Origin of the sequence: Salegentibacter salinarum, assembly GCF_900168115.1 — a bacterium.
Taxonomy (GTDB): Bacteria; Bacteroidota; Bacteroidia; order Flavobacteriales; family Flavobacteriaceae; genus Salegentibacter; species Salegentibacter salinarum.
This window is the reverse complement of sequence record NZ_FUZC01000004.1, coordinates 102905-121952: the sequence shown is the minus strand read 5'-3', so window position 1 is coordinate 121952 and position 19048 is coordinate 102905. Positions and strand designations below refer to the sequence as shown.

Annotated in this window: 20 protein-coding genes; 14 read left to right on the top strand and 6 right to left on the bottom strand. The window is 36.3% G+C overall.

Going from position 1 to position 19048, the window contains the following annotated elements; genetic code table 11:
* Window positions 1–190 precede the first annotated feature (190 nt).
* On the top strand, window positions 191–1069 hold the full coding sequence (locus tag B5X53_RS06515; RefSeq protein WP_079712428.1) for an AraC family transcriptional regulator: 879 nt from the start codon (window positions 191–193) through the stop codon (window positions 1067–1069).
* A gap of 78 nt (window positions 1070–1147) precedes the next feature.
* Here B5X53_RS06515 and B5X53_RS06510 read toward each other — a convergent pair whose 3' ends face one another.
* Window positions 1148–1501 carry a 4Fe-4S dicluster domain-containing protein gene (locus B5X53_RS06510; protein ID WP_079712427.1) on the bottom strand — a complete coding sequence of 118 codons (354 nt, stop codon included), beginning with the start codon at window positions 1499–1501 and terminating at the stop codon, window positions 1148–1150.
* A 134-nt stretch (window positions 1502–1635) separates the two neighbouring features.
* Between B5X53_RS06510 and B5X53_RS06505 the strand changes: the two genes are divergently transcribed.
* The 8 genes from B5X53_RS06505 (at window position 1636) to B5X53_RS06470 (ending at window position 9262) form a co-directional block, all read left to right on the top strand.
* On the top strand, window positions 1636–2685 hold the full coding sequence (locus tag B5X53_RS06505; protein ID WP_079712426.1) for an acyl-CoA reductase: 1050 nt from the start codon (window positions 1636–1638) through the stop codon (window positions 2683–2685).
* A 21-nt stretch (window positions 2686–2706) separates the two neighbouring features.
* The gene (gene serC / locus B5X53_RS06500; protein ID WP_079712425.1) at window positions 2707–3771 is read left to right on the top strand and encodes a 3-phosphoserine/phosphohydroxythreonine transaminase; all 1065 of its coding nucleotides are present in this window, start codon (window positions 2707–2709) and stop codon (window positions 3769–3771) included.
* Window positions 3772–3933: 162 nt separating this feature from the next.
* Entirely contained in the window at window positions 3934–4887 is a 954-nt protein-coding gene (locus B5X53_RS06495; protein ID WP_079712591.1) for a D-2-hydroxyacid dehydrogenase, read from the top strand.
* A gap of 159 nt (window positions 4888–5046) precedes the next feature.
* Window positions 5047–5667, top strand: a complete 621-nt coding sequence (locus B5X53_RS06490; RefSeq protein ID WP_079712424.1) for a DUF937 domain-containing protein — start codon at window positions 5047–5049, stop codon at window positions 5665–5667.
* 119 nt (window positions 5668–5786) lie between these two features.
* Window positions 5787–6206 (top strand): DUF6146 family protein, encoded by a 420-nt coding sequence (locus B5X53_RS06485; RefSeq protein ID WP_079712423.1) that lies wholly within the window; start codon window positions 5787–5789, stop codon window positions 6204–6206.
* Window positions 6207–6250: 44 nt separating this feature from the next.
* Window positions 6251–6553, top strand: coding sequence for a DUF6787 family protein (locus B5X53_RS06480; RefSeq protein WP_079712422.1), 303 nt, complete (start codon window positions 6251–6253; stop codon window positions 6551–6553).
* 6 nt (window positions 6554–6559) lie between these two features.
* Entirely contained in the window at window positions 6560–6877 is a 318-nt protein-coding gene (locus tag B5X53_RS06475) for a hypothetical protein (protein WP_143533243.1), read from the top strand.
* A gap of 45 nt (window positions 6878–6922) precedes the next feature.
* Window positions 6923–9262, top strand: a complete 2340-nt coding sequence (locus B5X53_RS06470; RefSeq protein WP_079712420.1) for a TonB-dependent receptor — start codon at window positions 6923–6925, stop codon at window positions 9260–9262.
* 109 nt (window positions 9263–9371) lie between these two features.
* Here B5X53_RS06470 and B5X53_RS06465 read toward each other — a convergent pair whose 3' ends face one another.
* The 5 genes from B5X53_RS06465 to msrA all read right to left on the bottom strand — a co-directional run bounded on the left by B5X53_RS06465 (window position 9372) and on the right by msrA (window position 12340).
* Complete coding sequence (locus tag B5X53_RS06465) at window positions 9372–9614, bottom strand: hypothetical protein (protein ID WP_079712419.1); 243 nt, start codon at window positions 9612–9614, stop codon at window positions 9372–9374.
* Between the two features lie 135 nt (window positions 9615–9749).
* Window positions 9750–10643: a YihY/virulence factor BrkB family protein gene (locus tag B5X53_RS06460; protein WP_079712418.1), complete on the bottom strand. Its 894-nt coding sequence runs from the start codon at window positions 10641–10643 to the stop codon at window positions 9750–9752.
* A 197-nt stretch (window positions 10644–10840) separates the two neighbouring features.
* Window positions 10841–11149, bottom strand: coding sequence for a hypothetical protein (locus B5X53_RS06455; protein ID WP_079712417.1), 309 nt, complete (start codon window positions 11147–11149; stop codon window positions 10841–10843).
* Window positions 11150–11193: 44 nt separating this feature from the next.
* Window positions 11194–11790: a GTP cyclohydrolase I FolE gene (gene folE, locus B5X53_RS06450; protein WP_079712416.1), complete on the bottom strand. Its 597-nt coding sequence runs from the start codon at window positions 11788–11790 to the stop codon at window positions 11194–11196.
* A gap of 7 nt (window positions 11791–11797) precedes the next feature.
* Complete coding sequence (msrA, locus tag B5X53_RS06445; protein WP_079712415.1) at window positions 11798–12340, bottom strand: peptide-methionine (S)-S-oxide reductase MsrA; 543 nt, start codon at window positions 12338–12340, stop codon at window positions 11798–11800.
* A gap of 135 nt (window positions 12341–12475) precedes the next feature.
* Here msrA and B5X53_RS06440 point away from each other — a divergent pair, with 135 nt between their 5' ends.
* From B5X53_RS06440 to B5X53_RS06420, 5 genes are all read left to right on the top strand, one after another.
* The gene (locus B5X53_RS06440; RefSeq protein ID WP_079712414.1) at window positions 12476–14914 is read left to right on the top strand and encodes a DUF5916 domain-containing protein; all 2439 of its coding nucleotides are present in this window, start codon (window positions 12476–12478) and stop codon (window positions 14912–14914) included.
* Between the two features lie 141 nt (window positions 14915–15055).
* The gene (locus B5X53_RS06435; protein ID WP_079712413.1) at window positions 15056–15730 is read left to right on the top strand and encodes an ABC transporter ATP-binding protein; all 675 of its coding nucleotides are present in this window, start codon (window positions 15056–15058) and stop codon (window positions 15728–15730) included.
* 5 nt (window positions 15731–15735) lie between these two features.
* Window positions 15736–16500 carry a TIGR02757 family protein gene (locus B5X53_RS06430; RefSeq protein WP_079712412.1) on the top strand — a complete coding sequence of 255 codons (765 nt, stop codon included), beginning with the start codon at window positions 15736–15738 and terminating at the stop codon, window positions 16498–16500.
* A 60-nt stretch (window positions 16501–16560) separates the two neighbouring features.
* Window positions 16561–17772 (top strand): sensor histidine kinase, encoded by a 1212-nt coding sequence (locus tag B5X53_RS06425; RefSeq protein WP_079712411.1) that lies wholly within the window; start codon window positions 16561–16563, stop codon window positions 17770–17772.
* Window positions 17773–17839: 67 nt separating this feature from the next.
* Window positions 17840–19042 (top strand): sensor histidine kinase, encoded by a 1203-nt coding sequence (locus B5X53_RS06420; protein ID WP_079712410.1) that lies wholly within the window; start codon window positions 17840–17842, stop codon window positions 19040–19042.
* Window positions 19043–19048 lie beyond the last annotated feature (6 nt).

The following is a 19048-nucleotide window of genomic DNA, read 5'->3' as shown; positions in this document are numbered from 1 at the left end:
TTGTTTACATTTACAAAGATAGAGGACTTTTACCCTGCTGAATAGTAGTGAATGAACAAGAAAATGTGCTATATTGATCTTTACAATAATTTAATATTGAATTATTGTGCATATAGCATATTTTTTAGTTAATTTTGAACTACAGACTTATATTAAGCCCATATTATCTAAAAGTTAATTTATTGAGAATATGCTAAAAACCAGCAAACCTTCTTTTGAAAAAGTAGACCCAAGCTTTGGAAGTTCATTTTCTTTTAAAAATTTTAACCAGGAACACCAGAACAAAAACCACACATTCTGGCATTATCACCCCGAAATTGAACTTGTTTATGTAAATGGGGGATCTGGAAAAAGACAAATTGGAAGCCACGTCTCCTATTATCAAAATGGTGATCTTATTTTAATTGGTGCCAATCTACCGCACTGTGGGTTTACCGATAGTTTAACCGATAATGACCGTGAAACTGTTATTCAGTTTAGCCCCGATTTCCTAGGAAAGAATTTCTGGGAAATTCCTGAAATGAGAAATGTGCGGGTTTTACTTGAGCGGGCCAAAAATGGAATTGTTTTTCACGGTGAAGATAAAAACCTGATTGGTGAAAAGATAGAAGCTTTAAGCTCGTTGACTAACTATAAAAGGTTACTCGGTTTACTTGATGTTCTTAATATGCTTGAAAATGCTAAAGATTTCACACTATTAAATGCTGAAGGGTTTGTACTTGATACTGAACTTGAAGATCACAACCGGATTAATGTAATCTTTAATTTTGTGAAAAATGAATTTAAAAGAAATATTGCCCTTGAAGAAATTGCCGATGTGGTGAGTATGACGGTACCGGCTTTTTGCAGGTATTTCAAGAAAACCACTGGAAAAACTTTTGTTCAATTTGTGAACGAGTATCGCCTGGTACACGCTGCCAAATTACTTCACGAAAAACAAATAAGTATCACAGATGTATGCTTTGAAAGTGGCTTTAATAATTTTAGTCATTTTAATAAGCAGTTTAAAAAGTTTACCGGGAAGTCACCTTCGGTTTATCGTAATGAAATCAAGTTTGCGGTTTCTTAAGTCATTCTATTATATAAAAACAAAAGATCCCGTTTTAGCTGAAACGGGATCTTTTATATTTTAAATTCAGAATAGAATTTATTCATTCTCGTGCATAAATTTCTGCTTAGCGAGTAATTCTTCTTCGCTTTCTACGTGTTCATCATCGGGAACGCAGCAGTCTACCGGGCAAACCGCAGCACATTGCGGTTCCTCGTGAAATCCTTTACATTCGGTACATTTATCGGGTACAATATAATAGATCTCATCACTAACAGGTTCCTGGGCCTCGTTAGCATCGGCCTCTTTACCATTTGGTAATACCACGTTGCCTTCAAGGTCTGTTCCATCGGCATAGCGCCAGTCATCTGCACCTTCGTAAATCGCTGTATTTGGGCACTCTGGCTCGCAGGCGCCGCAGTTTATGCATTCATCTGTTATAACAATTGCCATAGCTTTTTTCTTTGTAATTTAATTATCATAAAACTTAGTTGGTATTTCCCATCGTTTTTTAGGAGTTTGCCGCCTTAAGTTTTAATTTCGCGCTACAAATTTAAAGCCATTGGCTATCATAACCAAATAAGGAAATGACAATCGAAGAAAGAAAATCATATTTTATTCAAGTAGGAAAATTCCTGAGTCTATTTGGGGATACTACTAATGATTCAATAAAAATAACAGCGGAAAACGAAAGATTTTTTAATGAATTAAATGATAAAATTGATCAGGCGGTTCATTATAACGGTTGGTTTACCCGTGGAAACGTAATTTTCTCACTTCAGCAATGGAGCAAAGCGCTAACGCAAAGCAATTTGGGCCAATGGCTGGAACCATACAAACTCGATAAAACAGCACAAAAAACGGTGGCCATTATTATGGCCGGAAACATTCCGCTAGTTGGATTTCACGATTTCCTTTCGGTATTAATTTCAGGACATAAAGTATTGGTAAAACAATCTTCTAACGATAAACAATTATTACCGGTAATTGCAGGATTTTTAATGAATATCGCCCCGGAATTTGAAAACCGAATAAGATTTACCGAAGATAGACTCACCGATTTTGACGCGGTTATCGCAACCGGAAGCAACAATACCGCCCGCTATTTTGAATATTATTTCTCCGGAAAACCCAATATCATAAGAAAAAACCGAAACTCGGCCGCTATCCTTACGGGGAAAGAAAGCAAAGAAGAATTAGAAGCACTGGGAGAAGATGTTTTTAGATATTTCGGCCTGGGTTGCCGCAATGTTTCTAAACTTTATGTGCCCAAAGAATATGATTTTGATTCTTTCTTTAAGGCGATGTACCCGTGGAATACTTTGTTGAATTCAGCTAAATACGCCAATAATTACGATTATAACAAAGCGGTGTATTTAATGAGTGAATTTAAATTACTGGAAAACGGATTTCTTATCTTAAAAGAGGATGAAAGTTTCGGCTCCCCTATTGCCACCTTGTTTTATGAACAATATGAAGGTGAAAAAGAATTACAGGAAAAACTCGAGCAAAATAAAAAAAACCTGCAATGCGTTGTAGGAACCAATGCCGATGTTGATTTTGGCCAAACCCAGCACCCAAAATTATGGGATTATGCCGATGGCGTTGATACTTTAAAATTTTTAGAAAAGCTTTAAATAACCACTAATTAACCAACTATGAAAAAACATAACTATAGCGCCGGCCCCTGTATTTTACCGCAGGAAGTTTTTAAAGAAGCCGCGCAGGGTATTTTAGATTACCAGGATTCAGGATTATCTATTATGGAGATTTCGCATCGCAGCGCTGCTTTTGTAGACGTAATGGAAGAAGCCCGTAACCTTTCGCTCGAACTTTTAGGACTTCAAAATAAAGGCTACAAAGCCTTGTTTCTGCAGAGCGGTGCCAGTATGCAATTTCTAATGACTGCTTATAATTTACTGAATAAAAAAGCAGCTTATCTCAATACCGGTACCTGGTCTTCCAAAGCGATAAAAGAAGCGAAACTTTTTGGTGAAGTGATTGAAGTTGCCTCTTCAAAGAAAAAGAACTTCAACTATATCCCAAAGAATTATCAAATTCCTTCTGATGTAGATTATTTTCACTGCACCAGCAATAACACTATTTTTGGCACCCAAATTAAAGATTTTCCGCAAGTAGATGCACCAGTTGTTTGCGATATGAGTAGTGATATTTTTTCACGTGAACTCGATTTTTCAAAATTCGATCTTATATATGCGGGAGCTCAAAAAAATATGGGCCCGGCAGGAACTACACTTGTGGTGATCAAAGAAGATATTTTAGGAAAAGTTGAGCGTGAAATTCCATCAATGCTTAATTATAAAGTACACCTGGAAAAAGACAGTATGTTTAATACTCCGGCGGTTTACGCGGTTTATGTTTCGCTGTTAACCCTAAGATGGATTAAAAATAACGGCGGGATTGCAGCAATGGAAAAACGAAATAATGAAAAAGCTAATCTACTGTATAAAGAAATAGATAGAAATCCATTGTTTAAAGGTTTTGCTGAAGTTGAAGATCGTTCGGCAATGAATGCCACTTTTAATATTACCGATGAAAGCAAAAAAGAAGCTTTTGATAAACTTTGGAAAGACGCCGGCATCAATGGACTTAACGGCCACAGGAGTGTTGGCGGTTACCGTGCCTCTATGTATAACGCTTTAGATATTGAAAGCGTAAAAGTCCTAGTTGAAACAATGCAGCAGCTGGAACAGCAGTCGTAAATCAGAATTCAAAACCTGGCCTGAAACTGGATAAATAAATTGAAAACGGACAGGAAAGACATATAATCCTGTACAAAACTCCCATAAGAGGGATTAAATTATAAATAAATGAAGCCTGAAGATTTTTTTAATAAACCCACTACTACAACTCAACCTGAAAGGATTAAAATCCTGGCAAACGACGGTCTTGCAAAAGCCGGGATAGAACAACTTGAAAAAGCAGGTTTCGAGGTCATAAGTACCAAGGTAGCCCAGGAACAACTTGCTGATTATATAAATTCAAAAGACATTCAGGTTTTACTTGTTAGAAGCGCTACCAATGTAGACAAGGCAATTATTGATGCCTGTAAAAATTTAAAATTAATTGGCCGCGGTGGTGTTGGTTTAGACAATATTGCCGTAGACTATGCTAAAAGCAAAGGTATAAAAGTTATTAATACGCCACAGGCAGCTTCAGGATCGGTGGCAGAACTTGTTTTTGCACATCTTTTCAGCGGAGTAAGAAAATTGTTCGACTCTAACCGAAACATGCCTTTAGAGGGAGAATCGAGATTTAAGGAATTAAAGAAATCCTATTCCGCAGGAATTGAACTTCGAGGAAAAACCCTTGGAATTATAGGTTTTGGTAAGATTGGTCGGGAAGTTGCTAAAATTGCCTTAGGCCTGGGAATGAAGGTTATTGCGAGCGATAAAGAAGATGGGGAAGTAAAAATTACTTTAGAATTCTATAATCATCAAAGTATAGAAATCCCTATAAAAACTGAACCTGTAGAGGAACTCATTAAGCATTCAGATTTTATAACGCTACATGTGCCAGCTCAAACCAAACCCTTAATTGGAAAAAAGGAACTGGAAGCGATGAAACCGGGAGTGGGAATCATTAACGCTGCTCGTGGGGGAATAATTGATGAAGTGGCGCTTTTGGATGCTATAGAAGATGGTAAAGTTGCTTTTGCAGGCTTAGATACTTTTGAAGCTGAGCCGAGACCGGCCATTAAATTATTGATGAACGAGAAATTGTCTTTAAGTCCGCATATTGGTGCATCTACCTTAGAAGCCCAGGAACGTATAGGATTAGAACTTTCAAAACAAATAATTTCGCATTTTAAAAAATAAACTTTAAGAGCAAGTATAGTGGACATGGAAAGCGAACAAATGTTTAATTTTAGAGGAAAGCCTCAGAGCGTTTAATCTCGATTATCGAGTAGATTATAATAAAGCTTTAACGTGACTTATTATTTAAAAGCCGTAAATTCATTTTAATAAAAAAAAAATATGGCTTCAATATTAGATTTACTTAATACGCAAGCGGGCGATAAACTGGTGAATAAAGCCAGCGAAAAAACTTCAGAAGATAAAAGTAAAATAACATCGGTACTGGGAATGGCTATGCCGTTAATTCTTGGCGCGATGAAAAGAAATGCGAAAAATCCCAAGGGCGCCGAAAGTTTGGATAAAGCTTTACAGGATGAAAAACATAACGGAAAAATTTTAGATAATTTAGAGGAAAAAGATCCGGAGGAACTCACTAACGAGGGAAGCAAAATTTTAAGCCACGTTCTGGGTGCAAAACAAAGCGGAGTGAGCAAAACCATTGCCGGAACATTAAATATAGATGAATCTACAGTGAACAATATTCTTGAAATGGCTGCACCGGTTATTATGGGATTATTAGGCCAGCAAAAGAGGAAAGATAATGTAGGTTCTTCCGGTTTATCAGGTTTATTAGGGTCGGTTATGGGCGCTGATGATTCTCACGACCAATCCTTTCTTGAAACTTTATTAGATGCTGATGGTGATGGCAGTGTGATAGACGATGTTGCCGGAATGGCTTTTGGTGGTAAAAAAGGCAAAAAAGGTGGCAGCCTCCTTGGCGGTATGTTGGGCGGAAAATAAATTAAAATGGTATCTTTTTGATTAGAAGATAATTTAAACTTGAGAAGGTAAAATACTTCGGTTTATTCTTATGTGAATGGAAACCTCGAAGGATTTAATCTCGATTGAATAAAACAAGAATGAAAAACTTCATTTATATTTTACTACTGGGCCTATTTATTTATAGTTGCGCGAGCTCAAAAAACAGGAACCTGGGAGATTCTCAAATAAATGAGGATACGGTTCGCATAGCAAACGATAGCCTGGAATATGAAATTATAATCATTGAACCGGGTTTTAATCTTTTTATAAATTCTATAGCAAAACCCGAGGGGTATTATTCTCAAGAATATCTGGAAAACAAAAACCGATTTCTGGTTTCAGAATACAATCAACGCGTTAGGCAACCCCAAGTTTATAATCCCGATCTTTATTTGCAGGAAATTAATTATGAACCTAATATAGATTATGGTTACGAAGTAAACTACTTGTTATATAATTACTTTGTATTTTTCAGCAGGCATTATAATCAGCGATTCTCTGTGCCCACGCGTATTTAACACTCATTATTTTAATTCTCCGAAGCTTTTAGTATTTTTGCCGCATGAATAAGTTAAAAGCACGTTGGGGTATAGATTCTAATTGGCAGATATTTATAATATTTATAGTATTTGCTATTACGGGATCTACTTCTGCTAAATTAGCTGAGCCCCTATGTAATTTCCTGGGCATCTACGAAGCTTCCTCACATTGGGCGGTTTACTGGAGTGCAAGAATTTTCTTAATTTTTCCTATTTACCAGGTTTTATTGGTTAGTTTTGGCTGGGTTTTTGGCCAGTTTCAATTCTTTTGGGCCTTTGAAAAGAAAATGCTAAGTAGAATGGGCTTTGCCAAATTATTCCAATAATTATTCTTGAAATTCTTTAAACACATATTCGCTTTACTTTTGGGAGCATTACTTATGCTTCCGGTTGCAATAAGCTTCTCACATATTTTTAGCGGTCACGGTCACGAATTATGTGTGAATTATGCTGATGAGCATTTTCACGAAAGCAGTTTAGACTGTGAATTACATTCTTTTAATCAAAGTCCGGTACTCGCTACCGACTTTATAAATTTTGAACCGCTTGTAGAAAAGCAGATCAAAAAACAATTCTTCGATTTTTATCAATTTTTAAGTGATTATAAAAAGCTCCCTTTTGAGCTTCGCGGTCCTCCAATGCCTGCCTAACATCCAGGTTTATTTGTGAGAATTTAATTATTTAAAAAAAAATATATGAAAAGTTTACTTTTCTCATTGCTTTTTATCGCAGTGAGCCCCATTATATATGCTCAGAACAACTTCTCGGGCCAGGTTACCAATGCTAAAAATGGAGAACCGGTATTTAGCGCAAATGTTTATTTTCCTGAATTGAGTAAAGGTGCTATGACCGATCTTGATGGAAATTTTACCGTTGAAAATATCCCTAACGGAACATTTAAAATTGTAGTTTCTTCAGTAGGTTTTGGTACCTATTCTAATGAACTTGATTTTCCTGAAACTTCTACTTTAAATATTACTTTAGAGAAATCGGCTATAGAGATGGAAGAAGTTATTGTCTCTACACCTTTTCACCAGTTACAAAGTGAAAATGTGATGCGTGTAGAGCGAGAAAATGTAGCTGAATTAAACCGAAAAGGAGCCATAACTCTTAGCGATGGAATAACTCAAATTGCGGGAGTAGAAAGTTTAACAACAGGAGTTGGAATTGGAAAACCTGTAATTAGAGGTTTAAGTTCTAATCGAGTTTTGGTTTATACACAAGGTGTTAGATTAGAAAACCAACAATATGGTGATGAACATGGGCTTGGTATAAGTTCTAAAGGAATTGAAAGTGTAGAAGTTATAAAAGGTCCTGCTTCCCTACTCTACGGGAGTGACGCTATTGGTGGTGTACTTTATCTGAATCCTGAACGCTACGCAGCCGCAAATGAAACCAATGCTGAAGCAGATGTAAATTATTTCAGTAATACCCAGGGATATCAGGGAAGCGTTATGGCAAAAACTTCGGGAGAAAAAGTAAAATTTCTTGCCCGTGGTAGTTATGCTGAGCACAGTGATTATGAAACCGGATCCGGGGAAAGAGTAACCAACACCCGTTTCAACGAAACCGATTTTAAAGCAGGAATCGGTTATCAGGATGCTAAATTCAAAACAGATTTAAGATATAATTTTAATAAATCGAATATTGGTATTCCGGAGGAAATAGGAGTACAATCTAAAGATAAGGATCCCCTGCTTCCCCATCAGGAAATAGATAATCATATTCTAAGTTTAGAGAATAAACTTTATTTCAGCAATTCTAGCCTGGATTTCAAAGTGGGGTATCAATATAATAACCGTAAAGAGTTTGAAGAACACCACCACGAAGAGGAGGAACACGGGGCAGAAGAACACGAAGAGGAAGAAGAACATCTGGAAGAGGAAGAAGGTACAGACCATCCTGCTTTAGAAATGCACCTGGAAACCTTAAATTATAATCTAAAATATAATTTACCAAGAACAGGGAGATTCGAAACTATTTTGGGGGTTCAGGGTATGCATCAAACCAATACCAATTATGGGGAAGACATTCTAATTCCCGATGCTACTACTACAGATTTTGGCGTTTTTGCCACTACACACGTTCATTTTGAACGTTGGGATTTCCAGGGAGGTTTACGCTTTGATACCAGAACTATAGATACCGAAGCCGTAGAAGCTCATGAAGAACATATCGAGGAAGAGCAGGAAGGTGAAGAACACGAAGATGGGCACCAACACGAAAGCGGTGAAATTGCTGCGGTAAATAATACGTATAAAAGTATAAATGGTGCGCTGGGAGCAAAATATATTGTTACCGAAAATCTAAGCGCAAGGTTAAACCTGGCTACCGGATTTAGAGCACCAAATTTATCTGAATTAACCTCTAACGGTTCCCACCACGGTACCAATAGATATGAAGTTGGTGATCAAAATCTTGAAAATGAACAGAACTTCCAGATAGATCTCTCTTTAGAATGGCGAAATAAGCATTTTGAGGCTTTTGTAAACGGATTTCACAATACCATAAACGATTATATTTATTTACAACCAACGGGAGAATTAATAGATGAAAATCCTGTTTTTGAATACACGCAGAATAATGCGGAATTATACGGTGGTGAAGTTGGAGTTCATATACACCCGCATCCTCTAGATTGGTTGCACCTTGAAAGTAGTTTTGAAACCGTTACTGGGAAAAGAAGTAATGGCGAATATTTACCTCTAATTCCGGCGAATTCTCTCACCAATACTTTGAGATTGGAATTTGAGAATCCCGATGACAAAATCTATAGTAAATATGTTTTTCTAAGATTGAAGAACGTATTTGATCAAAATAATGTGAATACTTTTGAAACCCGTACCGGCGGATACGGATTATTGGGCGCAGGATTTGGAGGACAATTCGCTATTAATTCCAGTGAAATGAGAATCGGTGTAAGTGCAAACAATATTTTGAATAAAGATTATATCTCCCATCTTTCCCGCCTCAAACCCGACGGTATTTCTAATATTGGCAGAAATATTTCGGTTTCATTAAGATGGTTGTTTTAATAATATTGTAGAAGGGAATTAAAAATCCTGTTTACCTAAATCAAAAAGACCTCACACTTCCGCATAGCGAGCGGAATTGTGGGGTCTACTTTTTAATATCCTCAGGTACTTAAACTATAATTTTCTTTTTCCCTTTAACCTCGGGATTATTGTTTTCAATATCATCTATATGGGTTAGATCATTTTTCTTACTATTTTTTATAAAACTATAGGCTGCAATTCCCGCTCCGGCTGCTAATGCCCCTACTCCAAGAGCACTTGCCGGTTTTCTCATAATCATTTTTCCTGCTTTAAAGATCACAGCTCGTTTAAGCCATTTCATTCCTTTTTGTATTGCTGCTTGATTATTCATAATATTTTTTTATTGGTTTTATTCCGAAATTTTTCGGTTTCTATAAATATCGCAGTAATTCTAAATATCTAACGTTAAAGAGATTTCAAATAACACAGTTTTAACGCTCTTAACTCGACTAAATTCATTAGAAATCTATTTAAAAGCGGTAACTTTCTTTGCATATCTTTCTGCAGCTGAATTTAATTGAGCTCCCAAAAGCACCGTAAAGCAACTAATAAAAAGCCATAGCATCATAATAACCACTGCGGCTATAGAACCATAAACTTCACCATAACTTCCAAAATTACTTACATAAAATGAAAATCCCCAGGAAGCAATTAACCATAAAATGGTAGCAACAACAGCCCCGGGAACCACCCATCGTAATTTAGGATTTTTTCGCTCTGGTGCATATTTATAAACCAAGCACAGAAAAAATCCAACAATTAATGCCAAAATTGGCCAGCGTAACCAGCTGATAAGACTTTCAATATTCGCGGGTAAACCCAATTCCCCTACCACGGCGGGAAATATAACAATTAGCCCCATACTTAAAATCACCAGGATAATGGCGCCAAAGGTGAATAATAAAGTAAGTGCATTCTGTTTTATAAATCCGCGAGTACTGCGAGTAGCATAGGCAATATCAATGCCGGTAAATAAAGATTTCATTCCTTTATTGGCACTCCAGATACTAAATAGTATACCTATTGCCATTCCCCAACCTAATGCTCTACCTGACGTTGAAATAAATGCTTCCAGCCGTTGCTCTACAATTCCAAAAGCTTCATCGGGAATCATGGAGCCAAGTTGATTTAACTGGTATTCAATTTGTGCGGGATTTACCGCCAAACCGTAAATAGAGACTAAAGCCATTACAGCGGGGAAAATCGCTAAGAATGCGTAAAATGCTACGCCGGAAGATACTATAGTTAAGTTATTCTCCTCTATTTTATCTTTTATAATAAATGCTATTTTCTTCCAACCGGAAAAAGAGATTTTTGATGGATTAGAAAGTGTGTGTCGATCCTGGTCAAATTCTGACATATTGTGAATTTTACGTTCAGGTTAAATTACACAAAACATTTAAAAGCAAGGAGGACCGGCTGTTAAAGAGTTTTTAAATGATATACAACAAATGCAAAAAAAATGGAATCCCGAGATGGAATTCCACTTAAAATACCTTATAAAATTTTTAATGATTTTTATTCGATAATCGAGAGTATACATGCTTCGAAGCTAATTTACTCTATAATTTCAACTTCAATAACCTGTGCTTTCGGTTGCTTCTTTTTACTCCAAACAAAAGTATAGAAATACATTAATGTGAAAGTAGGAATAATATCGGTTCCTGGTAAGATCTCTTCAAGAAATACAATTACAGAAGCTACTTTACCTTTTCTACCGGGATACATTTCACCCATTTTTCTGGCGGCATACGGCGCCCATAATAAATCAAGAAATGGCCCCACTAAAGGAATAGCCATAGTAGCCATCCCAATAGCATCATACATTAAACCTTTTACAAATAGTTTATCTTTTAAAAGTTTCATTTTGATCGCTTTTAGCCAAATAAAGCAAATAAAGTGCCAATTTGTTATTTAAGATCTGAGCTAATTAGTTTCAAAAATTCATTCCTGGTTTCAATTTTCTCAAATTGACCTCTAAATCCTGAAGTTGTAGTCGCACTATTTTGCTTTTGAACTCCACGCATCATCATACACATATGTACAGCTTCTATAACAACTGCAACCCCTTTTGGTTTAAGTGTGTTGTTTATACATTCCAGAATGTCATGGGTTAGTCGCTCCTGTACCTGGAGCCTGCGTGCAAAAACATCTACCACCCGGGGTAATTTACTTAAGCCTACAATATGTCCATTAGGAATATACGCTATGTGGGCTTTCCCAAAAAATGGTAACATATGGTGTTCACACAAAGAATATAATTCTATATCTTTTACCACCACCATCTCATCATAACTCTCCTTGAACATGGCCTTTTTTAAGATGGTTTCGGCATCCATTTTATAACCCTGTGTTAGGAACTGCATAGCTTTTGCGGCGCGCTCGGGAGTATTTTCTATGCCTTCGCGGCTAATATCCTCTCCTATTCCTTCAAGGATATTTTTATAATTTTCCTGAAGTCCGTCAGTAACCTCAATATTATATTCTTCTTTAAATTTATAAGCCATCTTATTATTATTTCAGTTTATCTGAAAAGACTTCAGTTAGTTTTTTTATTTTAGGATCTATTATAAACTGGCAATATGGCTGTTGCCTGTGCTGGTTATAGAAATCCTGGTGCTCCTTTTCTGCAATATAAAAATCTTTTGCCTCAGTTATTTCGGTTACAATTTTATTCTCAAAAATTTTTTTTTCTTCAAGTTCTGCAATCACCTTTTCTACAGTTTCTTTCTGTTTTTCGGAATGATAAAAAACAGCACTGCGGTACTGGGTCCCAACATCATTTTGTTGTTGGTTTAAAGTTGTAGGATCGTGCGTAGCAAAAAACACATATAGCAAGTCATGAAAGCTTATTATTTCCGGATTAAATCTTATCTGGATGGCTTCAGCGTGACCTGTTCTGCCTGTTATAATTTCACGATAGGCAGGGTTTTTTATATTTCCACCGGTGAAACCCGAAAACACCTCTTCTACACCTTTTAAACGTTGAAAAACAGCTTCGGTACACCAGAAGCAACCTCCTGCTAAAGTTGCCAGTTCTAAATTTTCTGAATTCATAGATTAATTTTGTTTAGCAAATTTAAGGTAATAATAAACAAATTGAATATAGTTTAACGTGAATTTAAATCAAAGCTTTGTCTTCATTGAGAACTATGATATATTTGAACTTATTTTCAATCAAATTATCAATTAATGCCTGTAAAAATCCGGTTAATTTTAATATTCTTCATTTTCAGTCATCAAATTTCGGCTCAAATTGATAGTCTTCCGCGTAAAAATTATTCAGCTACTAAAACGCAAGAATCTCCTGTAATAGACGGAATCTTAGACGATAATACCTGGAGAAACCTTACGAAAGCCGATAACTTTGTTATGTACTATCCCGGGGATGGCGATCCTGTTCCCCAAAGTCACAATACTGAAGTAAAAGTAGTTTATGATAATGAGGCACTTTATATCGCAGCATATTTATATGAAGATAAACCGGAAAAGATTGTAAAACAATTTACCCAACGGGATAATTTGGAGCAGAGCGATTACTTTCAAATAGATATTAATACCTATGACGATGGGGAAAATCAAATAAGGTTTGCTGTTACTGCCGCGGGCACACGAGCCGATGCTAAAACAACCGGAAATAATGAAGATTTTGGTTTTAATATTGTTTGGGAGGCCGCTGTTTCCCAAGACGGAAATGGCTGGTATGCCGAAATTCATCTTCCTTATTCTGCGTTGCGTTTTCCTGAAAAACAGGCACAGGAATGGGGCATCCAGTTTTTAAGGCAAATTTCCCATAGAAATGAAAGTTATACCTGGAATTATGTGGACAAATCCGTGGGCTTAATGAGTCAGCAAACCGGCTTACTTACCGGAATTAAAAACATTGAACCTCCTACCCGACTTAGTTTTTATCCATATACTTCGGCCGAAGTAGATAAATTTGATGGGCAAACTGAAACTAATTTTAACGCCGGCCTGGATGTGAAATATGGAATTAGTAAAGCTTTCACCTTAGATATGACTTTAGTTCCCGATTTTGGGCAGGTGGCTTATGATGATGTGGAACTTAACTTAGGCCCGTTTGAACAAATATTTGGAGAAAATCGCGCATTTTTTACAGAAGGAACCGAGCTTTTTACCAAAGGAGATCTTTTTTATTCCAGGAGGGTGGGAAGTGCTCCTATTGGTTTTAATAACGCCCAGCGAGAAAAGCTTGAGAATGAAGAAATTCTTGAGAATCCTGAAAGAACCGATTTAATAAATGCCTTAAAAATTTCAGGAAGAACCGAGCGCGGTCTTGGGGTCGGTTTTTTTAATGCCGTTACCGCTGAAACCAAAGCGGTTTTTAGAGATACCCTGACCGGAAACAGCCGAGAAAAAATTACAGAACCCTTTGCTAATTATAACATTCTGGTGCTGGACCAACGTTTTAATAAAAATTCTTCTATAAGTTTAATCAATACCAACGTTGCCAGGGAAGGGAATTTCAGGGATGCCAATGTCACCGGGTTTCTGTTTGACGTTTTTAATAAATCTAACTCCTTTAATTTTGTAGGAGAAGCAAAAATGAGCAATGTGAATTTACCTCGCCGCAATGAAACCGGATTTGCTTCTCTGTTTTCAATAGATAGAACCAAAGGGAATTTCAGGTACGGAGTTTCCCACGAATTGGCTAATGAAACTTATGACATAAATGATCTTGGAATAAGTTTAACGAACAATTACAGCAATTTTTACTTGAATACCTCTTACCAAACTTTTGAGCCAACCGGGATTTTTAATCAGTATAACATAGAATTATATGCAAATCACCAAAGACGCTACCGTCCCGATGTGAATTTGGCAAGCGGCGGCGGTCTAAGCATTTTTGCAATGACCCGCGACCGGTTTGCCTTCGGTGGTTTTGCCGAAGTAAATTCTGCTTTTAAAGACTTTTTCGAACCTCGCAGGGAAAATACTTATATAACCTTTCAACCAAATATTGCAGCAAACGCCTGGATTTCTTCAGATTATAGAAAGAAACTGGCTTTAGATGTACGTACCACTTACCAAACTTTTAGCGAAAGTTCACGGGAAAGTTTTAATTTCATTTTTGAGCCGAGAATTCGAATAAACAATAAGTTTTTAGTGATCTATGGTTTTGAATACGATAATGAAATAAATAGACCCAGCTTTGTAACACTTCAACCTCGAGACGTGATTTTTGGAAACAGGGATATGAAAAGTTTTGAGAACTCACTTCAGGCAAACTATAACTTTACCACAAAACAAGGCTTGAATTTAAGTTTTAGAAATTTTTGGTCGGTTGCTCAATTTAAAGATGGCAGCTTTTCAAAATTAAATGAAGATGGAGGTTTAACTTCAACAGATTATAACAGGGAAGAAAATAATAATCCCGACGCTAATTTTAATATCTGGAACCTGGATTTAAGTTATCGCTGGCAATTTGCTCCCGGGAGTGAAGCCATTTTACTCTATAGAAATTCAATTTTTAACCAGGATGAATTAAGTTATCTCGATTTTCAGCAAAGTATGGATAATTTATTCAACAGGCCGGCCAGACATAATCTTAGCTTGCGTATTGTGTATTATATAGACTACAACCGGGTTAAAAACATATTCAATTCTTAGCTTGGGGGTTTTGCTGAATTTGGCTAATTTTCACGAGCCTTAATAATTACCCCTAAACGGGTTAAAAGGCATTCTCCTTAATAATAAATTAATTCGGGAAAAGGCCCGGAACTTTTAAAATCTCGTCTATCGAGCGAAAAAATGATTATAGCCAAGAATATTCATAAATATTATGGAGACCTGCACGTATTAAAAGGTCTCGATCTTCATATTAAAAAAAGCGAAATTGTTTCTATTGTAGGAGCTTCGGGAGCGGGAAAAACCACTTTGCTTCAAATTCTGGGAACTCTTGATAAGCCTGAAAAAAATAAAGATTCTACACTGGAAATTAACAACACAGATATTTATAAACTCTCTTCCCGGGAATTATCTAAATTCAGAAATAAAAATATTGGGTTTATCTTTCAGTTTCACCAGTTATTACCCGAATTTACGGCTTTAGAGAATATTTGTATCCCGGCGTTTATTCATAATACAGCAAAAGAAAAGGCTGAGGAACGTGCAAAGGAACTTTTAGGATTTTTAGGACTTAAAAACCGGGCTAATCATAAGCCGGCTGAACTTAGTGGCGGCGAGCAACAGCGAATTGCAGTCGCAAGGTCTCTGATCAATAATCCTGCGGTAATTTTTGCTGATGAACCATCAGGAAATTTAGACACCGAATCTGCTGAGAACCTTCATAAATTATTCTTTAAGCTCCGGGACGAATTTCAGCAAACTTTTGTGATTGTGACCCATAACGAGGAACTTGCCGATATGGCCGACCGGAAAATCACTATGCAGGACGGAAAAATTATTGATAAAAAGGAAATTTAAACAGTTTGAAAAAAAGTGAACTTAAATCTTTTCTCGATTTTAAAGTCGAACAATACAATACGCCAGAGTTTATAGATTCAGATCCTATTCAAATTCCGCATCAATTCAGTAAAAAAGAAGATATTGAAATTTCCGGATTTCTAACGGCCACCATTGCCTGGGGAAACCGAAAAAGTATTCTAAAAAATGCAAATCGTTTAATGGAAATGCTGGATCGCAGTCCGCACGATTTCATTTTAAATCATTCTGAAAGCGATTTGAAGAGTTTAACAGGATTTGTTCACCGCACTTTTAACGAAACCGATCTAATTTATTTTATTTCAGCATTACAAAATATCTATAAGAATCACAGAGGCATTGAAACGGTTTTCACTCAAAATGCTGAAAAAGATTTCCTTCAGTCGGCTATTCACGAATTCAAGAAAGTCTTTTTTGAACTTCCACATCCATCAAGAACCCAAAAACACGTTAGTGATCCGCTTAAGAATTCGGCTGCAAAACGAATTAATATGTACTTACGGTGGATGGTTAGAAAAGATCAGGCCGGTGTAGATTTTGGTCTTTGGGAAAATCTCGATGCATCGCAATTAAGCTGCCCTTTAGACGTACATTCCGGGAACGTAGCCAGAAAATTAAAACTCTTAAAACGAAAAGCTAATGATGCGAAAGCTTTAAATGATTTAGATATTGCGCTAAGGAAGCTGGATGCGGTTGATCCCGTGAAATATGACTTTGCATTATTCGGATTAGGAGTGTTTGAAAAGTATTAGTAAGTATTTAACAAGTTTCGCTTAAATTTGTTAAATTTGTTTTAATACAATTTTCAATATATGTTGAGTCCTCCTATTCCAAATAACGAAAGCCAACGATTAAAAGCGCTTGAGGAGGCAAATATTTTATACAGTCCTACCGAGGAGGAATTTGATAATATTACACAGCTGGCATCCTTTATTTGCCAGACACCAATTTCTTTGATTTCCCTGGTTGGTGAACACGAGCAATGGTTTAAATCTAAATATGGGACTGATATGTGTACCTCAGAACGGGATATTTCGTTTTGCAGTCACGCCATTTTGGAGCCTGAGCAACTCATGGAAATTGAAGATACCCGCTTAGATAATCGATTTTTAGATAATCCATTTGTACTTGCTGATACCGATCCTATTATTTATTACGCCGGGATGCCTCTAAAAAACTTCGATAATATGGTGTTAGGGACACTATGTGTAATTGATACAAAACCGAATAAATTAAACCAGGAACAGAAAAAAGCACTAAAATCCCTGGCGAAACAGGTAGAAATTCTTCTGGAGCTAAAACGTAAAAACGATTACCTGGAGAATATTAAAAAGCAACTTAACGAGCATAATGCAATGCTCAAAGATTTTGCCGGTGTAGTTTCTCACGACATGAAAATGCCACTGGCAAATATGATTATCACTGCAGATATTTTAAAAGCTAAGTTTGGAAATAAACTTGGAGAAGAAGGTTTGGATTATTTAAAAAACCTAAAGCAAGCCGGATTAAAGCTTAGCAGTTATATAAATGGCATTTTAGATCATTATGAGAGCGATAATATTGCCGCCTCAAATAATGAAGAATTTGATGTGCATCAATTACTTGAAGAAATTATTGATCTTTTAAATATTACTGAAGATTGTGTGATTAACCTTCCTGAAGACAATACCATTATAAGTTCTAACCGTGCCGCGCTGGAACAAATCTTTTTAAATTTATTAGGAAACAGCCTGAAATATAACGATAAAGATAAGATTGTTATTGATATTGAATTCTCTCAAAACCCCGATTTTTATTATTTCAGCATACAGGATAACGGTATTGGCATTCCTAAGGAGAAGGAAGATGACATTTTTAAACTTTTTACTACCGTGGCAAAAAGTGACCGCTCGGGTAATAAAGGCAATGGGATTGGACTTTCTACCGTAAAAAGACTCGTTGGGAATTTAGGCGGAAATTTAAAGGTGAATTCTGAAATAGGAGAGGGTACTCGTTTTGATTTTTCCATTAGGCGAAAAGCTTAATTAGTAAGGCTTTTTCATCCAAAATCGAAGATTTTTTTTTATATTATTCTACTAATCGCCAAAAGGTATGCAGCATAAAAAAGTTTCTTCAAATGAGAGATTACGTCGGGCAGCACTTGCTGAATATGCAATTTTTAAATCGGGAGAAGACAAAGACTACGATCAGCTTACATTTTTGGCGGCAAAGATATGCCAGGTTCCTGTAGCTAAAATAAGTATTATTGGTAAAAACAATATTTGGTATAAATCGGCTTACGGTACTCAACTGGCCGAACTTCCCAGGGAAAATGCTTTATGCGAACATGCCATTTATGCAGGTGAAGAAATCTTTATTATAAACAGCCGTGAGCATCCTGAATTTTTTGAAAATGCCAAGAATATCTACGATCGGGAATATCATTTTTATGCCGGTGTTCCACTTTTAAATGCAAATGGTCACGCCATAGCAGTTTTCTGCATTTTTGATACAAAAATCAGGAAGTTAGAGGAAGATCAGAAAAAATCATTACTGGCATTAGCGACCCAAAGTATGAATCTTTTTGAGTCGCGTAAACAAAAAACAAAACTTCAACACGTACAACGCAAATTAAAACAGAAATACAAGGAACTGGAAAAATTTGCCAGCCTGGTTTCGCACGATATAAAATCTCCTCTCGCCAATATTATTTCTTTAACCGAACTGCTTAAAGACGAGAACAAAGAAAAACTTGATGAACAAAGTAGACAGTATCTAGACTTTTTAGTAGAATCGTCTTATTCGCTTAGAAATTATGTAGATGAAATTTTAAGTTTTTATCGCAGCGATCACGTTTTGGAGAAAGATTATGAAGATGTTCACCTCCCTACCCTCTTAAAAAGAATTACAGATCTTTATACATTAGAAGAAAATGTAGAAATCACTTACCCCGAAAAAGGTCATCTTAAAAATATAAATAAAGCTGCGCTAAGCCAGGTTTTTATGAACTTAATAAGCAACGCCTTAAAATATAACACCAGGGAAGTTAGAAAAGTAAATATTAGTTTCAAAATCACTTCAAGTTATTATTGTTTTGAAGTAAGCGATAATGGCATAGGCATTTCTGCAGCCGATAAAGGAAAGATCTTTCAACTTTTTGCCACTCTGGATGCCAAGGACAGGAACGGAAATCCCGGAAGCGGCATTGGTCTTGCCACGGTTAAAAAACATATAGAGCAAATGAACGGCAGTATTGAGGTAATTTCTGAAAAAGGCAAAGGCAGCACTTTTAAATTCAAAATTAAACGGCCTTAGCTTAAA

Excerpts from the sequence above, each read along its gene's own strand:
- B5X53_RS06515 (WP_079712428.1), top strand. The coding sequence starts at position 191 with ATGCTAAAAACCAGCAAACCTTCTTTTGAAAAAGTAGACCCAAGCTTT.
- B5X53_RS06510 (WP_079712427.1), bottom strand. The coding sequence starts at position 1,501 with ATGGCAATTGTTATAACAGATGAATGCATAAACTGCGGCGCCTGCGAG.
- B5X53_RS06505 (WP_079712426.1), top strand. The coding sequence starts at position 1,636 with ATGACAATCGAAGAAAGAAAATCATATTTTATTCAAGTAGGAAAATTC.
- serC (WP_079712425.1), top strand. The coding sequence starts at position 2,707 with ATGAAAAAACATAACTATAGCGCCGGCCCCTGTATTTTACCGCAGGAA.
- B5X53_RS06490 (WP_079712424.1), top strand. The coding sequence starts at position 5,047 with ATGGCTTCAATATTAGATTTACTTAATACGCAAGCGGGCGATAAACTG.
- B5X53_RS06485 (WP_079712423.1), top strand. The coding sequence starts at position 5,787 with ATGAAAAACTTCATTTATATTTTACTACTGGGCCTATTTATTTATAGT.
- B5X53_RS06480 (WP_079712422.1), top strand. The coding sequence starts at position 6,251 with ATGAATAAGTTAAAAGCACGTTGGGGTATAGATTCTAATTGGCAGATA.
- B5X53_RS06470 (WP_079712420.1), top strand. The coding sequence starts at position 6,923 with ATGAAAAGTTTACTTTTCTCATTGCTTTTTATCGCAGTGAGCCCCATT.
- B5X53_RS06465 (WP_079712419.1), bottom strand. The coding sequence starts at position 9,614 with ATGAATAATCAAGCAGCAATACAAAAAGGAATGAAATGGCTTAAACGA.
- B5X53_RS06460 (WP_079712418.1), bottom strand. The coding sequence starts at position 10,643 with ATGTCAGAATTTGACCAGGATCGACACACACTTTCTAATCCATCAAAA.
- B5X53_RS06455 (WP_079712417.1), bottom strand. The coding sequence starts at position 11,149 with ATGAAACTTTTAAAAGATAAACTATTTGTAAAAGGTTTAATGTATGAT.
- folE (WP_079712416.1), bottom strand. The coding sequence starts at position 11,790 with ATGGCTTATAAATTTAAAGAAGAATATAATATTGAGGTTACTGACGGA.
- msrA (WP_079712415.1), bottom strand. The coding sequence starts at position 12,340 with ATGAATTCAGAAAATTTAGAACTGGCAACTTTAGCAGGAGGTTGCTTC.
- B5X53_RS06440 (WP_079712414.1), top strand. The coding sequence starts at position 12,476 with ATGCCTGTAAAAATCCGGTTAATTTTAATATTCTTCATTTTCAGTCAT.
- B5X53_RS06435 (WP_079712413.1), top strand. The coding sequence starts at position 15,056 with ATGATTATAGCCAAGAATATTCATAAATATTATGGAGACCTGCACGTA.
- B5X53_RS06425 (WP_079712411.1), top strand. The coding sequence starts at position 16,561 with ATGTTGAGTCCTCCTATTCCAAATAACGAAAGCCAACGATTAAAAGCG.
- B5X53_RS06420 (WP_079712410.1), top strand. The coding sequence starts at position 17,840 with ATGCAGCATAAAAAAGTTTCTTCAAATGAGAGATTACGTCGGGCAGCA.